General features: G+C 59.7%; 15 protein-coding genes and 2 pseudogenes. 5 read left to right on the forward strand and 12 right to left on the reverse strand.

Going from position 1 to position 17,366, the window contains the following annotated elements:
* Positions 1-165 precede the first annotated feature (165 nt).
* Entirely contained in the window at positions 166-996 is an 831-nt protein-coding gene (locus tag FS320_RS48255) for an ElyC/SanA/YdcF family protein (RefSeq protein WP_152714568.1), read from the forward strand.
* On the opposite strand, the gene FS320_RS24710 is transcribed toward FS320_RS48255, so the two are convergent.
* Complete coding sequence (locus tag FS320_RS24710) at positions 960-1,238, reverse strand: DUF3253 domain-containing protein (protein ID WP_152714569.1); 279 nt, start codon at positions 1,236-1,238, stop codon at positions 960-962. The two genes, FS320_RS48255 and FS320_RS24710, sit on opposite strands and share 37 nt — an antisense overlap.
* Positions 1,231-1,923: a DUF599 family protein gene (locus FS320_RS24715; RefSeq protein WP_162003319.1), complete on the reverse strand. Its 693-nt coding sequence runs from the start codon at positions 1,921-1,923 to the stop codon at positions 1,231-1,233. The genes FS320_RS24710 and FS320_RS24715 overlap by 8 nt, the downstream gene beginning before the upstream one ends.
* Positions 1,924-1,997: 74 nt before the next feature.
* Here FS320_RS24715 and FS320_RS24720 point away from each other — a divergent pair.
* A pseudogene (locus tag FS320_RS24720) lies at positions 1,998-2,407 on the forward strand (rhodanese-like domain-containing protein).
* Here FS320_RS24720 and FS320_RS24725 read toward each other — a convergent pair.
* The 4 genes and pseudogenes from FS320_RS24725 to FS320_RS24740 all read right to left on the reverse strand — a co-directional run bounded on the left by FS320_RS24725 (position 2,404) and on the right by FS320_RS24740 (position 6,154).
* The gene (locus tag FS320_RS24725) at positions 2,404-2,697 is read right to left on the reverse strand and encodes an acylphosphatase (protein WP_152714570.1); all 294 of its coding nucleotides are present in this window, start codon (positions 2,695-2,697) and stop codon (positions 2,404-2,406) included. The pseudogene FS320_RS24720 and the gene FS320_RS24725 sit on opposite strands and share 4 nt — an antisense overlap.
* 246 nt (positions 2,698-2,943) lie before the next feature.
* Positions 2,944-3,354: pseudogene (locus FS320_RS24730) on the reverse strand (gamma-glutamylcyclotransferase family protein); the annotation flags it as partial.
* A 272-nt stretch (positions 3,355-3,626) separates the two neighbouring features.
* On the reverse strand, positions 3,627-5,627 hold the full coding sequence (locus FS320_RS24735) for an acetyl-CoA carboxylase biotin carboxylase subunit (RefSeq protein WP_152714572.1): 2,001 nt from the start codon (positions 5,625-5,627) through the stop codon (positions 3,627-3,629).
* Positions 5,628-5,740: 113 nt separating this feature from the next.
* Positions 5,741-6,154, reverse strand: coding sequence for a hypothetical protein (locus FS320_RS24740; RefSeq protein WP_152714573.1), 414 nt, complete (start codon positions 6,152-6,154; stop codon positions 5,741-5,743).
* A gap of 319 nt (positions 6,155-6,473) precedes the next feature.
* On the opposite strand from FS320_RS24740, the gene FS320_RS24745 reads away from it, so the two are divergent.
* Together FS320_RS24745 and FS320_RS24750 are read left to right on the forward strand one after the other, a co-directional pair.
* Complete coding sequence (locus FS320_RS24745) at positions 6,474-7,403, forward strand: ring-cleaving dioxygenase (RefSeq protein ID WP_152714574.1); 930 nt, start codon at positions 6,474-6,476, stop codon at positions 7,401-7,403.
* 290 nt (positions 7,404-7,693) lie between these two features.
* Positions 7,694-8,311, forward strand: coding sequence for an alpha/beta hydrolase (locus FS320_RS24750; RefSeq protein ID WP_152714575.1), 618 nt, complete (start codon positions 7,694-7,696; stop codon positions 8,309-8,311).
* Positions 8,312-8,546: 235 nt separating this feature from the next.
* On the opposite strand, the gene FS320_RS24755 is transcribed toward FS320_RS24750, so the two are convergent.
* The 6 genes from FS320_RS24755 to FS320_RS24780 all read right to left on the reverse strand — a co-directional run bounded on the left by FS320_RS24755 (position 8,547) and on the right by FS320_RS24780 (position 16,602).
* A complete protein-coding gene (locus FS320_RS24755) occupies positions 8,547-9,626 on the reverse strand; it encodes a PLP-dependent cysteine synthase family protein (RefSeq protein ID WP_152714576.1) in 1,080 nt (359 codons plus the stop codon).
* Between the two features lie 691 nt (positions 9,627-10,317).
* The gene (locus FS320_RS24760) at positions 10,318-10,740 is read right to left on the reverse strand and encodes a hypothetical protein (protein WP_152714577.1); all 423 of its coding nucleotides are present in this window, start codon (positions 10,738-10,740) and stop codon (positions 10,318-10,320) included.
* Entirely contained in the window at positions 10,733-11,953 is a 1,221-nt protein-coding gene (locus FS320_RS24765; protein ID WP_152714578.1) for a hypothetical protein, read from the reverse strand. Before FS320_RS24765 ends, FS320_RS24760 begins: the two co-directional genes overlap by 8 nt.
* A 119-nt stretch (positions 11,954-12,072) precedes the next feature.
* On the reverse strand, positions 12,073-13,107 hold the full coding sequence (locus FS320_RS24770) for an IS630 family transposase (RefSeq protein WP_152714579.1): 1,035 nt from the start codon (positions 13,105-13,107) through the stop codon (positions 12,073-12,075).
* A gap of 826 nt (positions 13,108-13,933) precedes the next feature.
* The gene (locus FS320_RS24775) at positions 13,934-15,493 is read right to left on the reverse strand and encodes a site-specific integrase (RefSeq protein WP_152714580.1); all 1,560 of its coding nucleotides are present in this window, start codon (positions 15,491-15,493) and stop codon (positions 13,934-13,936) included.
* Between the two features lie 2 nt (positions 15,494-15,495).
* Entirely contained in the window at positions 15,496-16,602 is a 1,107-nt protein-coding gene (locus FS320_RS24780; RefSeq protein ID WP_152714581.1) for a tyrosine-type recombinase/integrase, read from the reverse strand.
* Positions 16,603-16,901: 299 nt separating this feature from the next.
* Here FS320_RS24780 and FS320_RS24785 point away from each other — a divergent pair, with 299 nt between their 5' ends.
* Positions 16,902-17,237 carry an alpha/beta hydrolase-fold protein gene (locus FS320_RS24785; protein WP_202882892.1) on the forward strand — a complete coding sequence of 112 codons (336 nt, stop codon included), beginning with the start codon at positions 16,902-16,904 and terminating at the stop codon, positions 17,235-17,237.
* Positions 17,238-17,366: the final 129 nt, after the last annotated feature.

A 17,366-nucleotide genomic window follows, 5' to 3' on the forward strand; every position in this document is an offset into this window, starting at 1 on the left:
CGAGTGGCATCGTAATCAGATCGGAGCGCCACCGGTGTCGACACAGCAAACCTCCTCGTTTGCCATGTTGAATCACATCTCTGGTGCTTTGAAACTGCGACGAGTCATCCTCGTTGGGACTTGGTATAAGATGTTGCGTTGAAGCGCCAAGAATAAGGATGGCGGGTGTTCTACACAATCTCGAAAGTCGCGTGGTTCTTCGCCACTCCGTCCAATCTCCTGATCAGCCTCATTCTGCTGGGGCTGATTCTCGCTCTGTTCAAGCGGCTGAGATCCTTCGGGATTGGGATGAGCCTCGTCGTCACGCTGGCGACCATCGCACTCGGCCTCCTGCCCATCGCCAGCTACATCCTGCTGCCGTTGGAAGAGCGGTTTCCACCCTTCCGCGACGATGGTAAGCCGGTGGACGGGATTGTCCTTCTCGGCGGCTCCGTGGAGGCAGCGGATTCTGCTTCGCGCGGCATGATCGTCTCCAATGAATCGGCGGAGCGTGTGCTCGACACGATTGAGCTCGCCCACCGCTATCCGAAGGCCCGCATCCTGATTTCGGGCGGAGGCGGCACGGTCTTCGGTGACGGCGCGGCCGAGGCTCCCATCATCGCCGCTTATCTCGGAAGTGTCGGCATCGATCCGAGCCGCATCCTCGTGGAGGAGCGCTCGCGCACCACATCCGAGAACGCGGTCTTTTCGCGTGATCTCGCCAAGCCTCGGGAAGGCGAGCGCTGGCTCCTCGTGACATCGGCCTGGCACATGCCGCGTGCGGTCGGCGTTTTCGAGAAGGCGGGCTTCCCCGTCACATCCTATCCGGTGGATTTCCGGACCGGCGGCGGGGGCAATAATCACCGCCCCTTCGCCTTCGTCTCGGAAGGCTTGCGTCGCCTTGATCTGGGCGCGAAGGAATGGGCGGGCCTGATCGGCTATTATGCGACGAACCGCACACCGAGGCTCTTCCCCGGCCCTCAGGCATCCGCTTCCGGCGGCAGCGCCAACCGATAGGTCCCCCGAAAATCGTCTGGATCGACCGGACGGCCCTTGCGCAGGATGACGATGCGCCCGTCCTTCATGAGGCGCACGGCCACTTTCCGGACCGGCTGCATCAAAGGACCCCACCCATCCGGCTGATTGCCGCCGATGGCCTGGGCCACATCGGCCGGGCCGATTGTTTTGCCAGGGCCACGCTCTTTGAGGAGAGCCAGCACGGCAGCTTCCAGTTCCTCGGGACTCGCGCTTTTAGACATCGGTTTGCCTCAAGACTGCATCGTGGGCATCTGACAGGAACTGGCGCCGCCACATCACGAGCAACACGGCGGCCGTCGCCCCGATGAAGAGATAGGCGCTGACGAACCAGCCGAGATAGGCAAGCGAGAAGAAGAACGCCCGCTGTCCCCGGTTGAAATGCTTGCCGGCCACCGCGTTCATCGCGCCGGCCTGACGGGCGACGGCCAGCGCCTCCTCGCGGCTGCTCTCCTTCAGCACGGGAACCGCTCCGACGAGGATCGCCATGTAGTTGAACAGCCGGTAGGACCAGGCGAACTTGAAGAAGGCATAGACGAAGATGACCGCCAGCCCCACCACCTTCACATCCCAGGCCAGTCGTGTCGGGGGCTCCCCGAAGGGCAGATCGGCGAAGACAGGAAGCACCGAGTCGGTGGATTGCAGAAGGGCCAGCACACCGCCGATGGCGATCAGCGACGTGGAGGCGAAGAACGCGGTGCCGTTCATGAGCGAGGCCATGATCGTGGTGTCGACGATCCGGTTCTCGCGCACAACCATCTGCTCCATCCAGCGATAGCGGTACTGGTTCATGAGCTTGTTCAAGCTCTTCTGCCCGGCAGGCGAGAGTTCGACCGCCGCGTGATAGCCGAACCAGGCGATGATGAAGAATGCCAGCGCCACATAATCGAGATTGGTGAAATCCAGCACCCGTCGCCTCCGGTTGACTCCGCCGCCATCTTGCCCAGTTTGTTGAAGAGCTCATAGGGGAAGAATGGCCTGTCATGCCTCAATCCATCACACGCGGCTACAAGACATTGCTCGACGAAGCCAACGCAAAGATCAGGACGCTGCCCGTCGCCGAGGCTTTGGCTCTGCATGGCCGCGAGGATGTCGTCTTCGTGGATCTGCGCGACCCAAGAGAGCTCGAGCGTGAGGGCCGCGTTCCCGGTGCGGTGCACTGTCCGCGCGGCATGCTGGAATTCTGGATCGATCCGGAAAGCCCCTATCACAAGCCGGTCTTCGCTCAGAACAGGACCTACGTGTTCTTCTGCGCCGCCGGCTGGCGCTCCGCCCTTTCGACCGCGACGGCACAGGACATGGGATTGAAGCCGTTGCCCATGTGGAGGGCGGCTTTACCGCCTGGAAGAATGCGGGCGGTCCTGTCGAGACCGCCGAGCCGTCGAAGGGCTAAGCCGTTCTCCGAATCTCGAAGCGGCCGGAAGCATCGAAGTCGGGTTCGCCATGAGCCAGGATCTCGACCTTTTCCACCCGCGAGCCGGCGGGTCCCGCATGGCAGGCCTTCAGCATCACGTCGACGAGGTTTTCGGGACCCGAGAACACCGCTTCGACGGTACCGTCGCGCCGGTTGCGCACCCAGCCCTTGAGCCCATGCAATTCAGCCTGATGCTGCGTCCAGGCGCGAAAGCTCACGCCCTGGACGCGTCCATGGATCAGAACGTGTGACGTTCGGTTCTCGGCCATTGTACCTTACCGGTGTGCATGGCGGGCATCGGTGTGACGCCCGGCGTAATCCTCATCGAGCGTCTGGATAATGCGTTCTCCCTTCTCAGGGTCCGACTTACCCGAAAATCCGATCGATCTTCGCTTTCATGCAGGTACCCCCTCGTTCGGTCAGCGGCTCCGGCGGACTGTTCCGGAAGGGGCATTCCAGAGCGGTCGAACCTTGGGGCTCTGCTGGATCGGGGCCGAACTCTGCGCCTTGGGCAGCCAGATCCCCAGGCTTCGGATGTAGTCCTCCGGCAGGCCCGCATGCCCGGCCGCCTCCACCACCACTTCCATGTAACCCGGAAGCGGCGTGCCCGCCTTGGCGCTCCGCCCGATATAGACGACGGCCCGGCGCGGCCCTTTCTCGGTTACGACAGGCTGGACCACCTTGGTATAGAGGCCCGTCGAGAGGCTCTCATAACGGTCGAGGGCGGGCACGTCGGCGAGGGCCAGGTCCCAGACCATGCCCCAGACCGCGCGCTGCGGATCGCGCACCACGGAGGCATAGCCTTCGTCGAAAATGATGAAGCGGTGCCGCATGAGCCGCCCGATGCCGACGGGCTTCGAAGCCGGGCAGCGCTGAAGCATGGCGGCTTGGTCCATGTTGGACCCATAGGCGAAATAGAGGGGCATGATCTAAGCGCTTCCTCGAGTGCTGATGCGTCTCATGCTGAGAGGCTGGCCTGACACGTCCCTCCCTCGTCATCACCGGCCTTGTGCCGGTGATCCCGATTGTCTGAAGCGCGGCGCTCTTCGTATCGGGATGGCTGGGACAAGCCCGGCCATGACGTCCAGTCTCTGTCGTACAGAAGGCTAGCCGACCTTTTCCGATTCCTGGCCGGTTTTTCAGGATGAGGACGGCGGTTATGAACCGGTCTTCAGGACAACGACCGAATATGACCGCCTTATGCGAATTCCATGATCACGGCATCGACCGCCAGGCTGTCGCCTTCCTTGGCGTGGATCTTGGAAATGGTGGCGTCCCGCTCGGCGCGCAACACGTTTTCCATCTTCATCGCCTCGACGATGCACAAAGGCTCGCCCGCCTTGATCTCCTGGCCCACGCTCACGCTGATCGCCTTCACCAGCCCTGGCATCGGACAGAGCAATTGCTTGCCCGTGTCGGCCTCCAGCCGCTCCGGCATCAGGGCCGTCAGCTCCGCCTCGCGCTTGGTGTAAACCCTCACCTCGGCCGCCGCCCCTGCATGGGAAAGTACAACGCCGTTGAGGATCGGCCGCACCTGGACGGCAATGGACTCGCCGCCCACCGTGCCGGTCCAGACCGGCTGGCCGGGCACCCAGCCCGAGACGATGGGCCAGGCTTGGTCGTTGATCACGACCGCAAAGCCCCCCTCGATGTCCTCGATCACCACCTCATGCCGCTCTCTGCCCAGCAGCACCACCCGCTCGCGGTCGAACTGCACGCTGGAGGCCTGGCGCATCTGGCCCGAGATGTGGCGCTTGCGCTCGTTGAGCAGGTGATCGATGGCAGCGCCCACCGCCGCCATGCGCAAAGCCACGTCGCCCTCCGGCGCCGGAGCCTTGAACCCCTGCGGGAACTCCTCGGCGATGAAACCCGTGGAGAGCTTGCCTGAGCGCCAGCGCGGATGCTGCATCAGGGCCGAGAGAAACGGGATGTTGTGGCGGATGCCGTCGATGGCGAAGGCGTCGAGCGCCGTCGCCTGGGCCTCGATGGCCTGGAGGCGGGTCGGAGCGTGGGTGACGAGCTTGGCGATCATCGGATCATAGTAGATCGAGATCTCGCCGCCCTCGTACACGCCGGTATCGTTGCGCACCGTGACACCGTGGCGTTCCCCCTCCTGCGGCGGGCGGTAGGTGACGAGGCGACCGGTTGAGGGCAGGAAGTTGCGCACCGGGTCTTCCGCATAGATGCGGCTTTCCACCGACCAGCCCTTGAGCTTCACATCGCTCTGGCTCAGCCTTAAGCGCTCGCCGGCGGCGACGCGGATCATCTCTTCCACCAGATCGATGCCAGTGATCATCTCGGTCACCGGATGCTCCACCTGCAGGCGGGTGTTCATCTCGAGGAAGTAGAACGACTTGTCCTGACCGGCGACGAACTCCACCGTTCCGGCCGAGTCGTAACCCACGGCCTTGGCCAGCGCGACCGCCTGCTCGCCCATGAGGCGGCGGGTGGCCTCGTCGAGGAGCGGCGAAGGCGCCTCCTCGATGACCTTCTGGTTACGGCGCTGGATCGAGCATTCGCGCTCGCCGAGATAGATCACGTTGCCATGCTTGTCGCCGAGCACCTGGATCTCGATGTGGCGCGGATCGGTGATGAACTTTTCGACGAAAACGCGGTCATCGCCAAAGGACGAAGCCGCCTCGGACTTGGCGCGCGCGAACCCCTCGGCCACCTCGTCGGCGGAAAAGGCGATGCGCATGCCCTTGCCTCCTCCGCCGGCAGAGGCCTTAATCATGACCGGATAGCCGATCTCGTTGGCGATGGTCACCGCCTGCTCCGGCCCCTCAATCACGCCGAGATAGCCTGGAACCGTGGACACCTTCGCGGCGGCTGCCGCCTTCTTCGACTCGATCTTGTCGCCCATGGCGGCGATGGCGCCGGGGTTGGGGCCGATGAAGACGATGCCGGCCTCAGCCAAAGCCTTTGGGAAGGCCTCGCGCTCGGAGAGGAAGCCGTAGCCGGGATGCACGGCCTGGGCGCCGGTCTGCTTGCAGGCCTCGATGATCCTCTCGATCACGAGATAGGATTGGGCGGCCGCGGCCGGCCCGATATGGACGGCTTCGTCGGCCATCTCCACGTGGAGGGCGTCCCGGTCGGCATCGGAATAGACGGCGACGGTCTTGATGCCCATGCGCCGGGCGGTCTTGATGACCCGGCACGCGATCTCGCCCCGGTTCGCAATCAGGATCTTGTCGAACATGAACCCTCGAACGCTCCACCCAAACAAAACTAAACCCCACCTCCGTTACTGCACATCCGTGCCTTGGGGAAGCGGGGCTTCGTCAGCATTTAGCGTTAGATAGAGCGCTCTCCTCAGGCAGCCATCTGGGAGAGCCTCGCCTGCTGGCGCCCGCGCATGATGAAATCGAGAAGCGCCACATCGACGTAGCCGGCCTCATCGAGGATGGCATAGGCGATACTCATGGCATTCGGAGACGGACCGCTGATCTCGAGCAGGGTTGCGAGCCAGAAGGCGTCGTCATTGCTGACCACGCCGTGGGGCGCCCGGTTCCAGACGACGAAATCGACCACGAGCTTGGTCAGGACCGGGCCCCAGCTCTCCGCGGCATCGACGACGCGGTCGAGTGCCAGCAGGGATTCGACCTCGAGGCGGCACGTGATGCCAGTGTCCAGGATCTCGCCCTGAAGCATCTTCACGTCATCATCCGAAACATGGTTCGCCTCGGTGATCCTGTCGATGAGATCGCGAAGTTGATCCTTCATCATCCGTTTGACTCCCGCCGGCTTTTCTTTGGCTGGCTGCCGGTTGATCGCTTGTCCGAGGATGACTCTCACACGGATGGCAGGCTCAAACCGTTAACACGACATACTGAATCGCCGTTGAGGTTAAGCGTTGTTGAGAGACTTTGGTTGCTGGAATCTTGCCGAACCGAATTCTCCAGGAATCCCGCGCAGTTGCATGCCGGGGACCTGTAGCTTTGCAATGCCGCAAGGTCACCCTTTCCGCACTTCAGCGGTCTTCGATGATACCTATGTTCTCGACAACGCAGCGCAAATCCGCGCTCGCCCGTTAAGGAATGGTCCCATGCGGCACCAGGGTATTCATCACGTCACTGCCATTGCCGGCCCCGCCCGTCGCAACCTCGACTTCTACACCCGCGTGCTCGGCCTGCGCCTCGTCAAGAAGACCGTCAACTTCGACGATCCCGGCACCTATCATCTCTATTTCGGTGACGGCCTTGGGCAGCCGGGCTCGATTCTGACATTCTTCCCGTGGGAGCATGTCGCACCCGGACGCAACGGGATCGGCTCGACCCAGGAGACTTCGTTCCGGGTGCCTGAGGCGTCTCTCGGCTACTGGGCGCATCGCTTCATCGAGCAGGGCGTCGAGCACGGCACGGTGGAGAAGCGCTTCGGTCAGAGCGTGCTGACCTTCAAGGATCCGCACGGCACCAGCCTCGCGCTTGTCGGCACTCCCAATGCGGAGAGCGAGCCCGCCTGGACGGTCGAAGGCATCCCAGCGGAGCATGCCGTTCGCGGCCTCGAGGGTGTCACGCTCCTCGTCGAGAACGGCGAGCGGACAGGCGCGATCCTCACCGACGTGTTCGGCTTTCGCGAGACTGCTCGCGACGGCTCCCTCGTGCGCTACAAGACCGACGCCCTGATGGGCAGCACTGTCGATATCCGCAGCGCCGGCGGCTTCCTGCCGGGTCGGATGGGCGGCGGCTCCGTCCATCACGTGGCGTTCCGCGCCAAGGACGATGCCGAGGAGGCCGAGATGGTACGCAAGCTCGCCGAGATCCACGGCCTGCAGCCTACGGAGCAGAAGGACCGCAACTACTTCCGGTCCGTCTATTTCCGCGAGCCGGGCGGCATTCTGTTCGAGATCGCCACCGACGAGCCTGGTTTCGCAGTGGACGAGCCGCAGGACAGCTTGGGCGCCGAGCTGAAGCTGCCGGCGTTCCTGGAGCCTCGGCGCAGCGAGATCGAGTCTCACCTGCCTGAGCTGGCTTGAACTGACGCCAACCTTCTTCCCTCCCCCTTGCGGGGAGGGATTGAGGGCGGGGGTCGGAAAGCCGGAGCTCATACGTGATCGACAGGCCCCAAGCCTCTTCCTCCCTCGTCATCACCGGTCTTGTGCCGGTGATCCCGATACAGAAAAGCGCCGCGCCCCACCGATCGAGATGGCCGGGACGGGCCCGGCCATGACGTGTGGAAGGTGGCGCACTCAGCCTGTCTCCCTGCCCTCCCCGCAAGGGGGAGGGAACAAGCGCACACGTGTCTGTCTGACAGAAAGACAAAACCATGACCGAGCTGTCCTTCATCCACCGCTATGAACCCGCCACGGATCCGAAACGTCCGCCGCTCCTGCTGCTCCACGGCACCGGCGGCGACGAGAACGATCTTCTGGGCCTCGGCCGCATGAGCTCTCCCGGCTCCGCCCTGCTCTCCCCGCGCGGCAAGATCCTCGAGAACGGCATGCCACGCTTCTTCCGTCGTCTCGCGGAAGGCGTGTTCGACGAGGAGGATGTGAGATTCCGCGCGAACGAGTTGGCGGATTTCGTCGCCGAGGCCCGCAGGGCCTATGGGCTCGAGGCGCCCGTTGCCGTGGGCTTCTCCAACGGCGCCAACATCGCCGCCGCCATGCTGATGCTTCGGCCTGAGGCGCTTGCCGGCGCGGCGCTGCTGCGGGCCATGGTGCCGCTGTCGAGTGCACCGCAGGTGGACCTTGCAGGCAAGCGCGTGCTGATGATTTCCGGCGCCATGGATCCGATCATTCCGGCGGATAACTCCAACCGGCTCGCCGCATCGTTGTCGGCATCCGGCGCAGAGGTTCAGCACCAGATGCTGCCCTCGGGCCACAACCTGTCGCAGACTGATCTTAGCCTGCTGGTGAAGTGGTTCGGGCAGCCCGGCCAGTAAGCGGATTGGACGAGCCCTGGCCCATACTGCGAAGACGCCTGTTGCATGGGTTCTCAGGATCTTGCTTATAACGGACCAGCAGCCTTCCTCCCGTCATCACCGGGCTGGTCCCGGTGATCTCGATAGCTTGAAGCGCCTCGCCTCACAGGATCGGGATGGCCGGGACAGGCCCGGCCATGACAGCGAGGGATGCATTTGCTGAGTCGGCCTCTCACGACGAGGTCAGCGACTAACATCAAACGGATTGAAGAGCCCCCGTCTCGAAGAACCGCTCCATGGCATCCTCGGCCGGCCCGATATCGATGCCGCGGCTCGCAAGCCACGCATCGTCGAAATGCGTGCTGCGGTAGCGCTCGCCGGAATCGCAGAGCAGCGTCACGACGGAGCCCTGCTCCCCGTTTTGCACCATCTCGCCGACGATCTGAGCGACCGCCCACAGGTTGGTTCCGGTGGAGCCCCCACAGGAGCGGCCGATGCGGCGCGACAGCACCCGCGCGGCGGCGATGCTCGCGGCATCCGGCACCGCGAATGCGCGGTCGATGAGGTCCGGCACGAAGGACGGCTCGCAGCGTGGGCGGCCGATACCTTCGATCACCGATGGTGGCCCGGAGACACTGCACACGGACCGGTCCGCGAGGTGCCGGTGAAATACGGACGCCTCCGGATCGGCAAGGCACAGCCGGGTCGGCAGGCGACGGTAACGGATATAGCGACCGAGCGTCGCCGAGGTGCCGCCGGTCCCCGCCCCCACGACGATCCAGCTCGGAACCGGGTGCTCCTCGTAGGACATCTGGCTGAAGATGGATTCGGCGATGTTGTTGTTGCCGCGCCAGTCCGTGGCCCGCTCGGCATAGGTGAACTGGTCCATGTAATGACCGCCGAGTTCCTCGGCGAGACGCGCGCTCTCCGCATACATCTCGGCGGGGCTGTCCACGAAATGGCTCTCGCCGCCGTAGAAGGCGATCTGCGCGATCTTTTCGGCCGACGTGGAACGGGGCATCACCGCGATGAAGCGCAGGCCCAGCATCCGGGCGAAATAGGCCTCCGACACGGCCGTGGACCCGCTCGATGCCTCGATGATCGTGGTCTCCGGCCCGATCCAGCCGTTGCACAGGCCGAACAGAAACAGCGAGCGCGCCAGCCGGTGCTTGAGGCTGCCCGAAGGATGGGTCGATTCATCCTTGAGGTAAAGTTCAACACCTGGAGCGGCAGGCAACGGCACTCGCAACAAATGCGTATCCGACGAGCGGTTGAAATCCGCCTCGATGATCTGGATGGCGGTGGAGACCCAGGAGCGGGGACAGGGCGTGTTCATAGGACATCTTGGTAAGTGCGCATGGGACGGGACGCAAGGTGCCCATGCTCGAATGGGGTCTTGCTTCTCGGGACATGGTCCCTTCGAACGAAGACGATTGGCGTAAGGACATCAAATGCTAGGCTTCCCCTTCCAATCAGATGAATCGGGAGGAAGCCATGAGATTTACACGAGCCCTGAGCAGGATTGTCGCCGCACTGGCCGTCACGATGGCGGCCTGGTCCGCCGACGCGGGCACGGTCGTATCGCAGAAGTTTCAGTCACCGACGTTGAAGCGGGACTGGGGGAATTCCCTGGAACAGTGCACCGTTAACATCTTTGCAAGTCTCTGTTCAGATTAACATTTCTGTTCAATTGGGTGCGACCGAATGATGAAATGGTCAACAAAGTCCCACTTCCTGTTTTCGTGAGGCGAAATTGTTGACACCTTGCACCACCACATTTTTTGGACATCCTGAGCGGCGAAAAGTGCAAGACGTCGCTGAAGCGACGGCTCACTTTGAGGTGATCGGGATGTAAGACGCCGTTTTACGGCGTCTCCCGACTTCGCCTCTGTTGAACGATTGCGGAGATATTTTTGGACGCGGGCGCCACGATCTCTGGGACGTGACCGAAGTTCACCCCGAGCAAGTAGGCTGAGATGTCGGACCTTTAGCGGTCTGCCGTATGGCCCGCCTTAGTGTCGCAGCCCTTAAAGTCTGTTCCGGTTCCTATCTATGGGAGGGAGTGGTTCATCGAGTTGGGCCTCTGTTATCCCTCTCAGGCTGGCATTGTAGGCCCAACGGACGAACTTCGCCCTCATTCGTTCCAAAAGGATGGTAAGCTCCGCGTTCTCATGTTCCGCACGCTCAAGCCGATCGAGTGTCGCCTTGAGCTCCTTCGACTTAGGGCGAGGCGTTTTTTGGGCGCCGCGCTGCGAAGAGGCCCTTTCTACGCCCATAGCGATCCTGATCTTCTCGTGCTTGAACAACCCCTGGCGCGTGTACGTCGCTCCCACCGCTTTGTGGACAGCCGCAATGAGCGCCGGCCAAGTCCTGCGCCCATCGATTCCGCGAACGATCTCAACGATTTGATCGATCCTGGCTTCTGTAAGGTTTGGTGCACGCCTAGCCATGCGTGATCTCAATTCGGTTCTGGTTGGAGGCCTGCAACCCCGCCCCTGTCGGGCTGTCGAGAAGGTCCCGGTCTTTAAGGGCTTGGGCCGATAGCGTCAGATTACCAGAGTTGTTCAGCTGGATAATCGTTCCGGCCGGAACTGAGGCATCATCTAGGATAGCGACCAACTGCTCAAGGCGACTGACGGTCTTTGCATGGATCTCTACCCAGTCAAAAGCGCCATAGACCTCCTCAACCACGGCTTCCTGCGCCCGTCTGAGCGATTGCCGCCCCATTTGGAGTTGCTCCCGGATACGGGCACTCTTCGCCTCGTCGCCTTTTATGCAAAGGTGCTCCGTGCAACTCAGACACCTGCGGAACATCTCGCAAGGCGAGGCCGCGAAGTCGTGGACGCAAAAGCCGTACTTAGTCACGTGAGCGGTCGGAATGGCGAGTTCTGAAAACTTCTCTCGACTTACCGGAAGGTTTGCGGGCATTTCAGCCAGTGGGCCAACTGTCAGATTTTCATCGCCAACCTGGCTCCGGAGCTTGTTAAGAATCTCAGCGCTCGACAGATGATCGTATGCCGAATTTTGGGAGACGTTCTTTCGACCGCTCCATTTTGCAATATCGATCTGGGACAAACCACCAGTATGGGCAATCGTGTTTAGATAATGCCTAAATTGGTGGGTTGATACCTTGAGGCGACCATCTGGATCGAGCCCAGTTTTTTGGAAGACAGACTTAATCTTATCGTTTCCGCCTAGGCTCAAATAGACCTGCCCGTAGGATACTGGCTCGAACATACACGCGGTGCCGTTGCGGCCTGATCTTGAGAAGTGTTTGAAGGGAATCACAAAAAGAGATTCGCTGTAACGCATACCAGTTGCTGCATCGCGAACCGGGAACCCAAGAGGCAGGAGTGACACAATAAGATGCTCAAATTCTGCGAAGGCGACATGAGCGATGTCTCGGTTGTCGGCTCCCTTCATTGACGGTGTCGGGATCCCTTGCTTGTTTAACCACTTCCTGACCTCATAGTTATTTGCCGAGGAGCCGAAGTATAGTGATCCTACCTCCGTCATCGTCAGGAATTGCTTAGATCGGAGATGAGAAAGTTCCGGCGGCAGGTAGAGGCGATCTGGGTTCTCTTCATACCATCGAGCCATCCGGCGCGCTTCTTCCGTCTCACGCCTGATCCTTATCAAGGCCTCTCGAATGACGTCTGCCATTCCGGGCATGATCCACTTGATATGGTCAGCAGCTCCCTTCGATCCTTTCCATCGTAGGCCCAACATCTTGCGCCCGTGCGAGCCGATGCTGTTATTGATCCGGCTTGGGTGATCTTGAACTACGCGGCATAGCGGAATGGCTGATGCCTGAAGTAGCTTCGGATCCGTTCGGGGAGCTTTGTCAGCCGGCGCATGTGGCTGATCACGGTACGCTTGAGTTCGTGTTTGCTGCGGGCGGGCGGCTTGCGGGTCACAGCTTGCTTCAGGTCGGCGTTCAGACCCTCGTCCGGGTTCAACTCCGGACTGTAGGAGGGCAGGTGGAAAACCTCGATCTGCTCTTGGCGCTCGGCCAACCAGCCCCGTACCGCCTGGGCCCGATGGACCGGCAGGTTGTCCCAGATCAGGAACACCTTGCCGCGGGCATCCTGGATCAGCCGCGCGAGAAAGCGGATCAGGCCCGGAGCCTTGAGCGCGCCGTCGAGCACCATCCAGCGCAGCTCGCCCTTGTTGGTCACAGCCGAGATCAAGCCCAGCCTCGTGCGCTTGTGGCTGGGGCGCACCACAGGTGTGCGGCCCTTGGGGGCAAAGCTGCGGCCGCGCACGTCGTCAGAGCGCAGGCCGGTCTCATCGCCCCAGAAGATCGTGCCCTTCTCCTCTCTGGCTTGCGCCACGATGGCCGGATACTCCAGCCGCAGCCAATGCCGCACCGCCTTCGGCGACTGCTCATAGGCGCGCCGGAGCGGCTTCTGGGCCGTGAAGCCCCAGCGCGCCAGATACGTACCGATGGTGCGCACCGCCAGCCGGACCCCACAGGACTGCTCGATCAGCTCCCGCACTGCCGCCCGGCTCCACAGGGCAAAGGGCAGACCGAGTTCGTCGGGCGTGTGCCGGCTGATCAGAGCGCGGATCTGGACTTCCTGCTCGGCCTGGAGAAACCGTCCTGTGCCAGGGGCCGGGCCCCGCGGTCCGCTGGCCAATCCGGCCAGTCCCTGCTCGGCGAAGCGGCGGCAAATGTTGAACACGCCGGTTCGGGTCAGGCCCACCTGGGCGGCAATGGCCTCATAGGTCAGGCCGCTCTCGCGTAGCCCCACCACCTGTCGCCGACGCTCCTCTTGTGCTGCTGCTGGCAGCTTGCGCATGTCTATATGCTTCATCCCGTCGATCTGGTCCGACCGGTCGTGGATTTCAAGATCTCCCAAGCCGGATCAATAATTTCACAGTCGGCGGCAAGTGTTAGGATTTCGTTGACTCTTTGAGGCGCTGCACAGAGGATCGCGACCATGGACGTCACAACCACATCTCGTGACTCTGTCGCTAATCGGAAAGCTTGGGGCAGCGCATCTAGGATCTCTGCGGACGGAAGTTTGCGAGCCCTGTTTCTCTCGAACGAGTTCCCAAGGCGGTCCCCCGAGCGGATATTCTTAGTACGCCCTGAGCTGACCCAACTGCCTATAGGGTTAACAACTAATCCGTGCTCGTCCAAGAACCGAGCGATTGTTTCAAGAGCGTAGGTTGTGCTGTTAAATGTACCCTGATTAGCAGATTGGAGAAGGGCCGTCGCTCTATCGAGGATTGCTGCATTGCACCTTGTGAGGCTTTCGCTGCCTGCGCCTATAAGGGCGAGATCGAGGATCCTCAGTGCACGTAGTATGCAAGAGAGGTTCGATGGCGTAGTTGGGTTATTGTTGGCGCTGTAGCGAATATATGCTTTCGCGAAACCCATCAAAATTGGGGTGAAGGGGCGTCTTTCTTGTCGGCTAATCCGGTGACTGAAGTGCAACGTGCATTCGTTAAGTCTAGTATTCCTGAACCCCGAAATTAGACAATAGTCCGTTATATTCCAGGAGGGCGAGTCAAAATCGAGTTTTGGCCCGAACGCTTGTAGCTGTAGTTTTGCAAAGGCTATGAATGAAGCAAGCCGTTCCTCTGCGGTTAGCTCGCGTTGGGCGGTGAATATAACTATGTTGTCCACCTTGAAGCCTACTTATGTTCTGAAGAGAGGATTGTGGAGCAGCGATTGACAACGTCGGCTACGGCAAGAATCGTCCGATCATTGACTGTAGCTATACGACGATCAGCAAGCTGAAGCTGTTCCTCACGCTCTGTAATCAGTAACTCCAAGAGGGCTTCGTGGGATCCGTCCACCCAAGGGTTGAACAAAGTGCATGTGTAGCACGCTAGAGGAGCCGCGAGACCACAGTAGTCTCGCTTACCGCATCCTCCAAGAGCCTCAAGGGATGCGGCATTGGATAGGTGCACCACTCTCCCGGGCGCAAATTTGTCCCTCTTTGAGGGCTCATCATCACTTACGATGGTTCCGAGAAACGCTTGCGCCATGGGCGCCATCTTAAGCGCCAGAGCTCTATCCACTCTCTCAATCAATTCAGGACGTGTTTCGATGTAAACATGAGAGCTCTTGCTATGACTGTGATCCATCAATTCTGATATGACATCAAGATCATACCCTTCCGCGGCTAACCGGGTTCCAAACGTCCTTCGGATGCGCGCTTGAAAGATCCTCATCGGCTTCCCAGTTCGCTCCGAGACAACCCTCAGTTTGCTTAGAGTTCTGGATATCCTTTCGCCAATGATGGCTCCGCCTCGATGGTACTCGTACCGGGGTGCAACCGATGTATATTCGCTCGGTCTATCAAAGTAGTGGTTGGACGGAAAAAGTGGAGCCTCATCTTCATTCAGCCCTCGCTCGCTCGCCCAAGTGCGTGAGGCTTTACACTGCCGTTCAACAATAGCCCCAAAATCAGCCGCGAGCGCTCGATCTCGAAAATAGGTTCTTGGGCGAACTCCCTTGCCTTGCTTGAGACGGGTGATGCGTAGCACATAGAACTTGTCGCCACTGGGCTTTACGCCGACCTGCAGGTCCTTGACTTTGACCATGGCAAGCTGTGTCGGCCGAGCGCCAAGAGTGATGCCCAGCATAATCAAAACATAGTCTGCCAAGTTCATTTGGTTCTGTGCAAACGCGTCTTGGATCGCGGCTATAAGTGCATCATACTCCAGATCAGTAAGTGGACCCTTCGTAGGATCCATCGTACTTACAGCAGACCCCTTGTCATGTTCTGGGATCTTGAGCTCTGAGAGGGTGGCTACGAGGTCATCCTGAAGATGAGGGAACCCAACAGAACGTAAAGAAAGAAGGCTCTCTCGAAAGCGAGCAAGTTTATGGCGCTTTCTGAGCGGTATAGAGGTCGCATAATTCATGAAGCCAGCTAGAGTTATATTTTCGATCGGTGCGCTTGTATGGCATTGGCTGATTGAAAACTTAAAAAAACTCCGCAAACTAGAAAGGATCATCCATACTCGGTCAGGAGAAGCAGAAAGCAAAAGGCTCGCACATGCATCTCGTATAGCGATACGAAGCTCTTCGGTAACGAACGGAATGGAAAGAAAATCAAACTTCCTGGGTTTGATCGCACCAACGAGCCTCCACACCAGTAATGATGGGTCGAAGGTTGCTCCGTCAATAGTCGTTATAACTCTCAGGGGAGCAAGAGCTTGTGTTTGATCATGATGAATTCTCATATTCAATTTTCTGATACGCCTGTATGATTCAGCATCTTATTCTGAATTGAGATGGAGGCTTCGGCAGCAATTCGCCGCGTTCGCCTCTTAAGATACAGGTCTGGCATCTTCGAATGATCGGACCAGCCCATAGAATGAATCCGAGCTCTCCGCTCATCTTCCTCCGATAGCCCATGTTCATCAGCTACTTCAGAGAAGGCCTCATTCCAAGAGTGCCTAAACACGTGGCTTGAAAGACTACCCCCAACAGCAGGATGCTTCTCTCTCAAAGTCGAGAACAGCTTCGCGATCGATGAAAGAGACAACGGATCGCCATTTCTGGCTACAAAGAGAAACCCGTGCTTTTTAGCTCGTCTGGTAGTGGCTCTTACGTTGATGATGTAGTCATGGGTCAATGCCACAAGTTCTCGCGAGATAGGAACCTCACGTGCCCGCGTTTTGGTTTTTGGCTGACGTCGGCGCTTATCTTTCGGATCGCCTGATCTCCTTAATATGGTGACCGTGTTGGTCGCGAAGTTGATATTCTTAATCTCGATGCCTAGCAGTTCGCCCAGCCGCAAGCCTGTTCCTCTGAGCCATTCTATATACAGGCGATTCCTAATTCGGATTGGCATTGCCTCCCAAGAATTCTCAGAACACGCTGGATCAATCACTCGGCGTAATGCCTTCGTCTCCTCCTCTGTCATGCTCAGTCGATCGCCCGTGCGCTCGGAGGGAGTGCGGACCTGCAACTCTCTACAAAATTCGGTCAATCGGTCCATGTACATCCGCCGCCGTTCCAACGTCGAGCCGACCCGACCCGCAGCTCTCTTGCCCAACCATTCCAGATAGCGTCGCGCATAGCGAAGTCTAAGCCCGACCGTACTTGGGGCTACCGTGCCACGCTTGGCTTTGCCGCGCTCTGTCTTAGACTTGTTGGAGTGCGCTAGGATATTGGAGCTGTGGAATGGCTCCACCAACTTCCTTTTACTAGTCTTTGAAGACTCGGTCCCTTTGTAGGCCGCCACAACGAGAGCATCCAGCTCATAAGGATCTAGAAAGCGACCACTTGATATTCGCTCGTTGAGATCAATTCCCCTAGTTTCAATGAATGTAAGCAGGAGTTGCACCCCTCGCAGAGTCTGCTCGATTGTGTCTTCGGACCCACTCCTTGGACGCAGGTCGGAGGCGGCATAGACGCAGACGTCAAAAACAGGATCTCCAGTCTCGATCCGAGTTAAGATTGGAAAGCGCTCTCCGTCTCCAAATATTATCGTCTTTATCGCGAACCGACGCTGCACGTGTTTACACTTTCCTGAGGTGCGCCTATCGCAAAATGATCTTGCTTGGCCTCTAACGTGTCAACATCGGATAAACTGTAATAAACATATATATTTAGTCTATGACGTTTACAGTCGATGAAGATGGTGTGCGTAAGGTCTACAACGTCTATCTTCCCGACGGCTATGACACGGGCAAGCTGCGGTATCCCGTGATGTATCTGCTGCACGGCAATGGCGGCGACGAGAATGAATGGGTCGCCAAGGGCGAGGCCCAGAAGACCATCGACAAGCTCATCGCCGATGGCCTGATGCCTCCTGCTGTCATCGTCCTCCCCTCCGCAATCACCACGTGGTACGTGGATCGCAAGGAGCCGATGGAAACGGCCTTCCTCAAGGATCTGATGCCGGAGGTTGAAGGCAAGTTCCGCATCATGAACGACCGCATGGGACGGGTGATCGGCGGCGTCTCGATGGGTGGCTAATGTGTTTGGTGGCGGAACGTTGTTGGGATCGGGTGCGTTACGCCATTGAGGAGTACACTTGGCGCTTTGACGGCCTGCGACGCCGAGCTTCTCACCGCAGGAGGACGTGATGCACTCCCTTCATCCGCA

Origin of the sequence: Microvirga tunisiensis, assembly GCF_009296175.1 — a bacterium.
Lineage (GTDB): Bacteria > Pseudomonadota > Alphaproteobacteria > Rhizobiales > Beijerinckiaceae > Microvirga > Microvirga tunisiensis.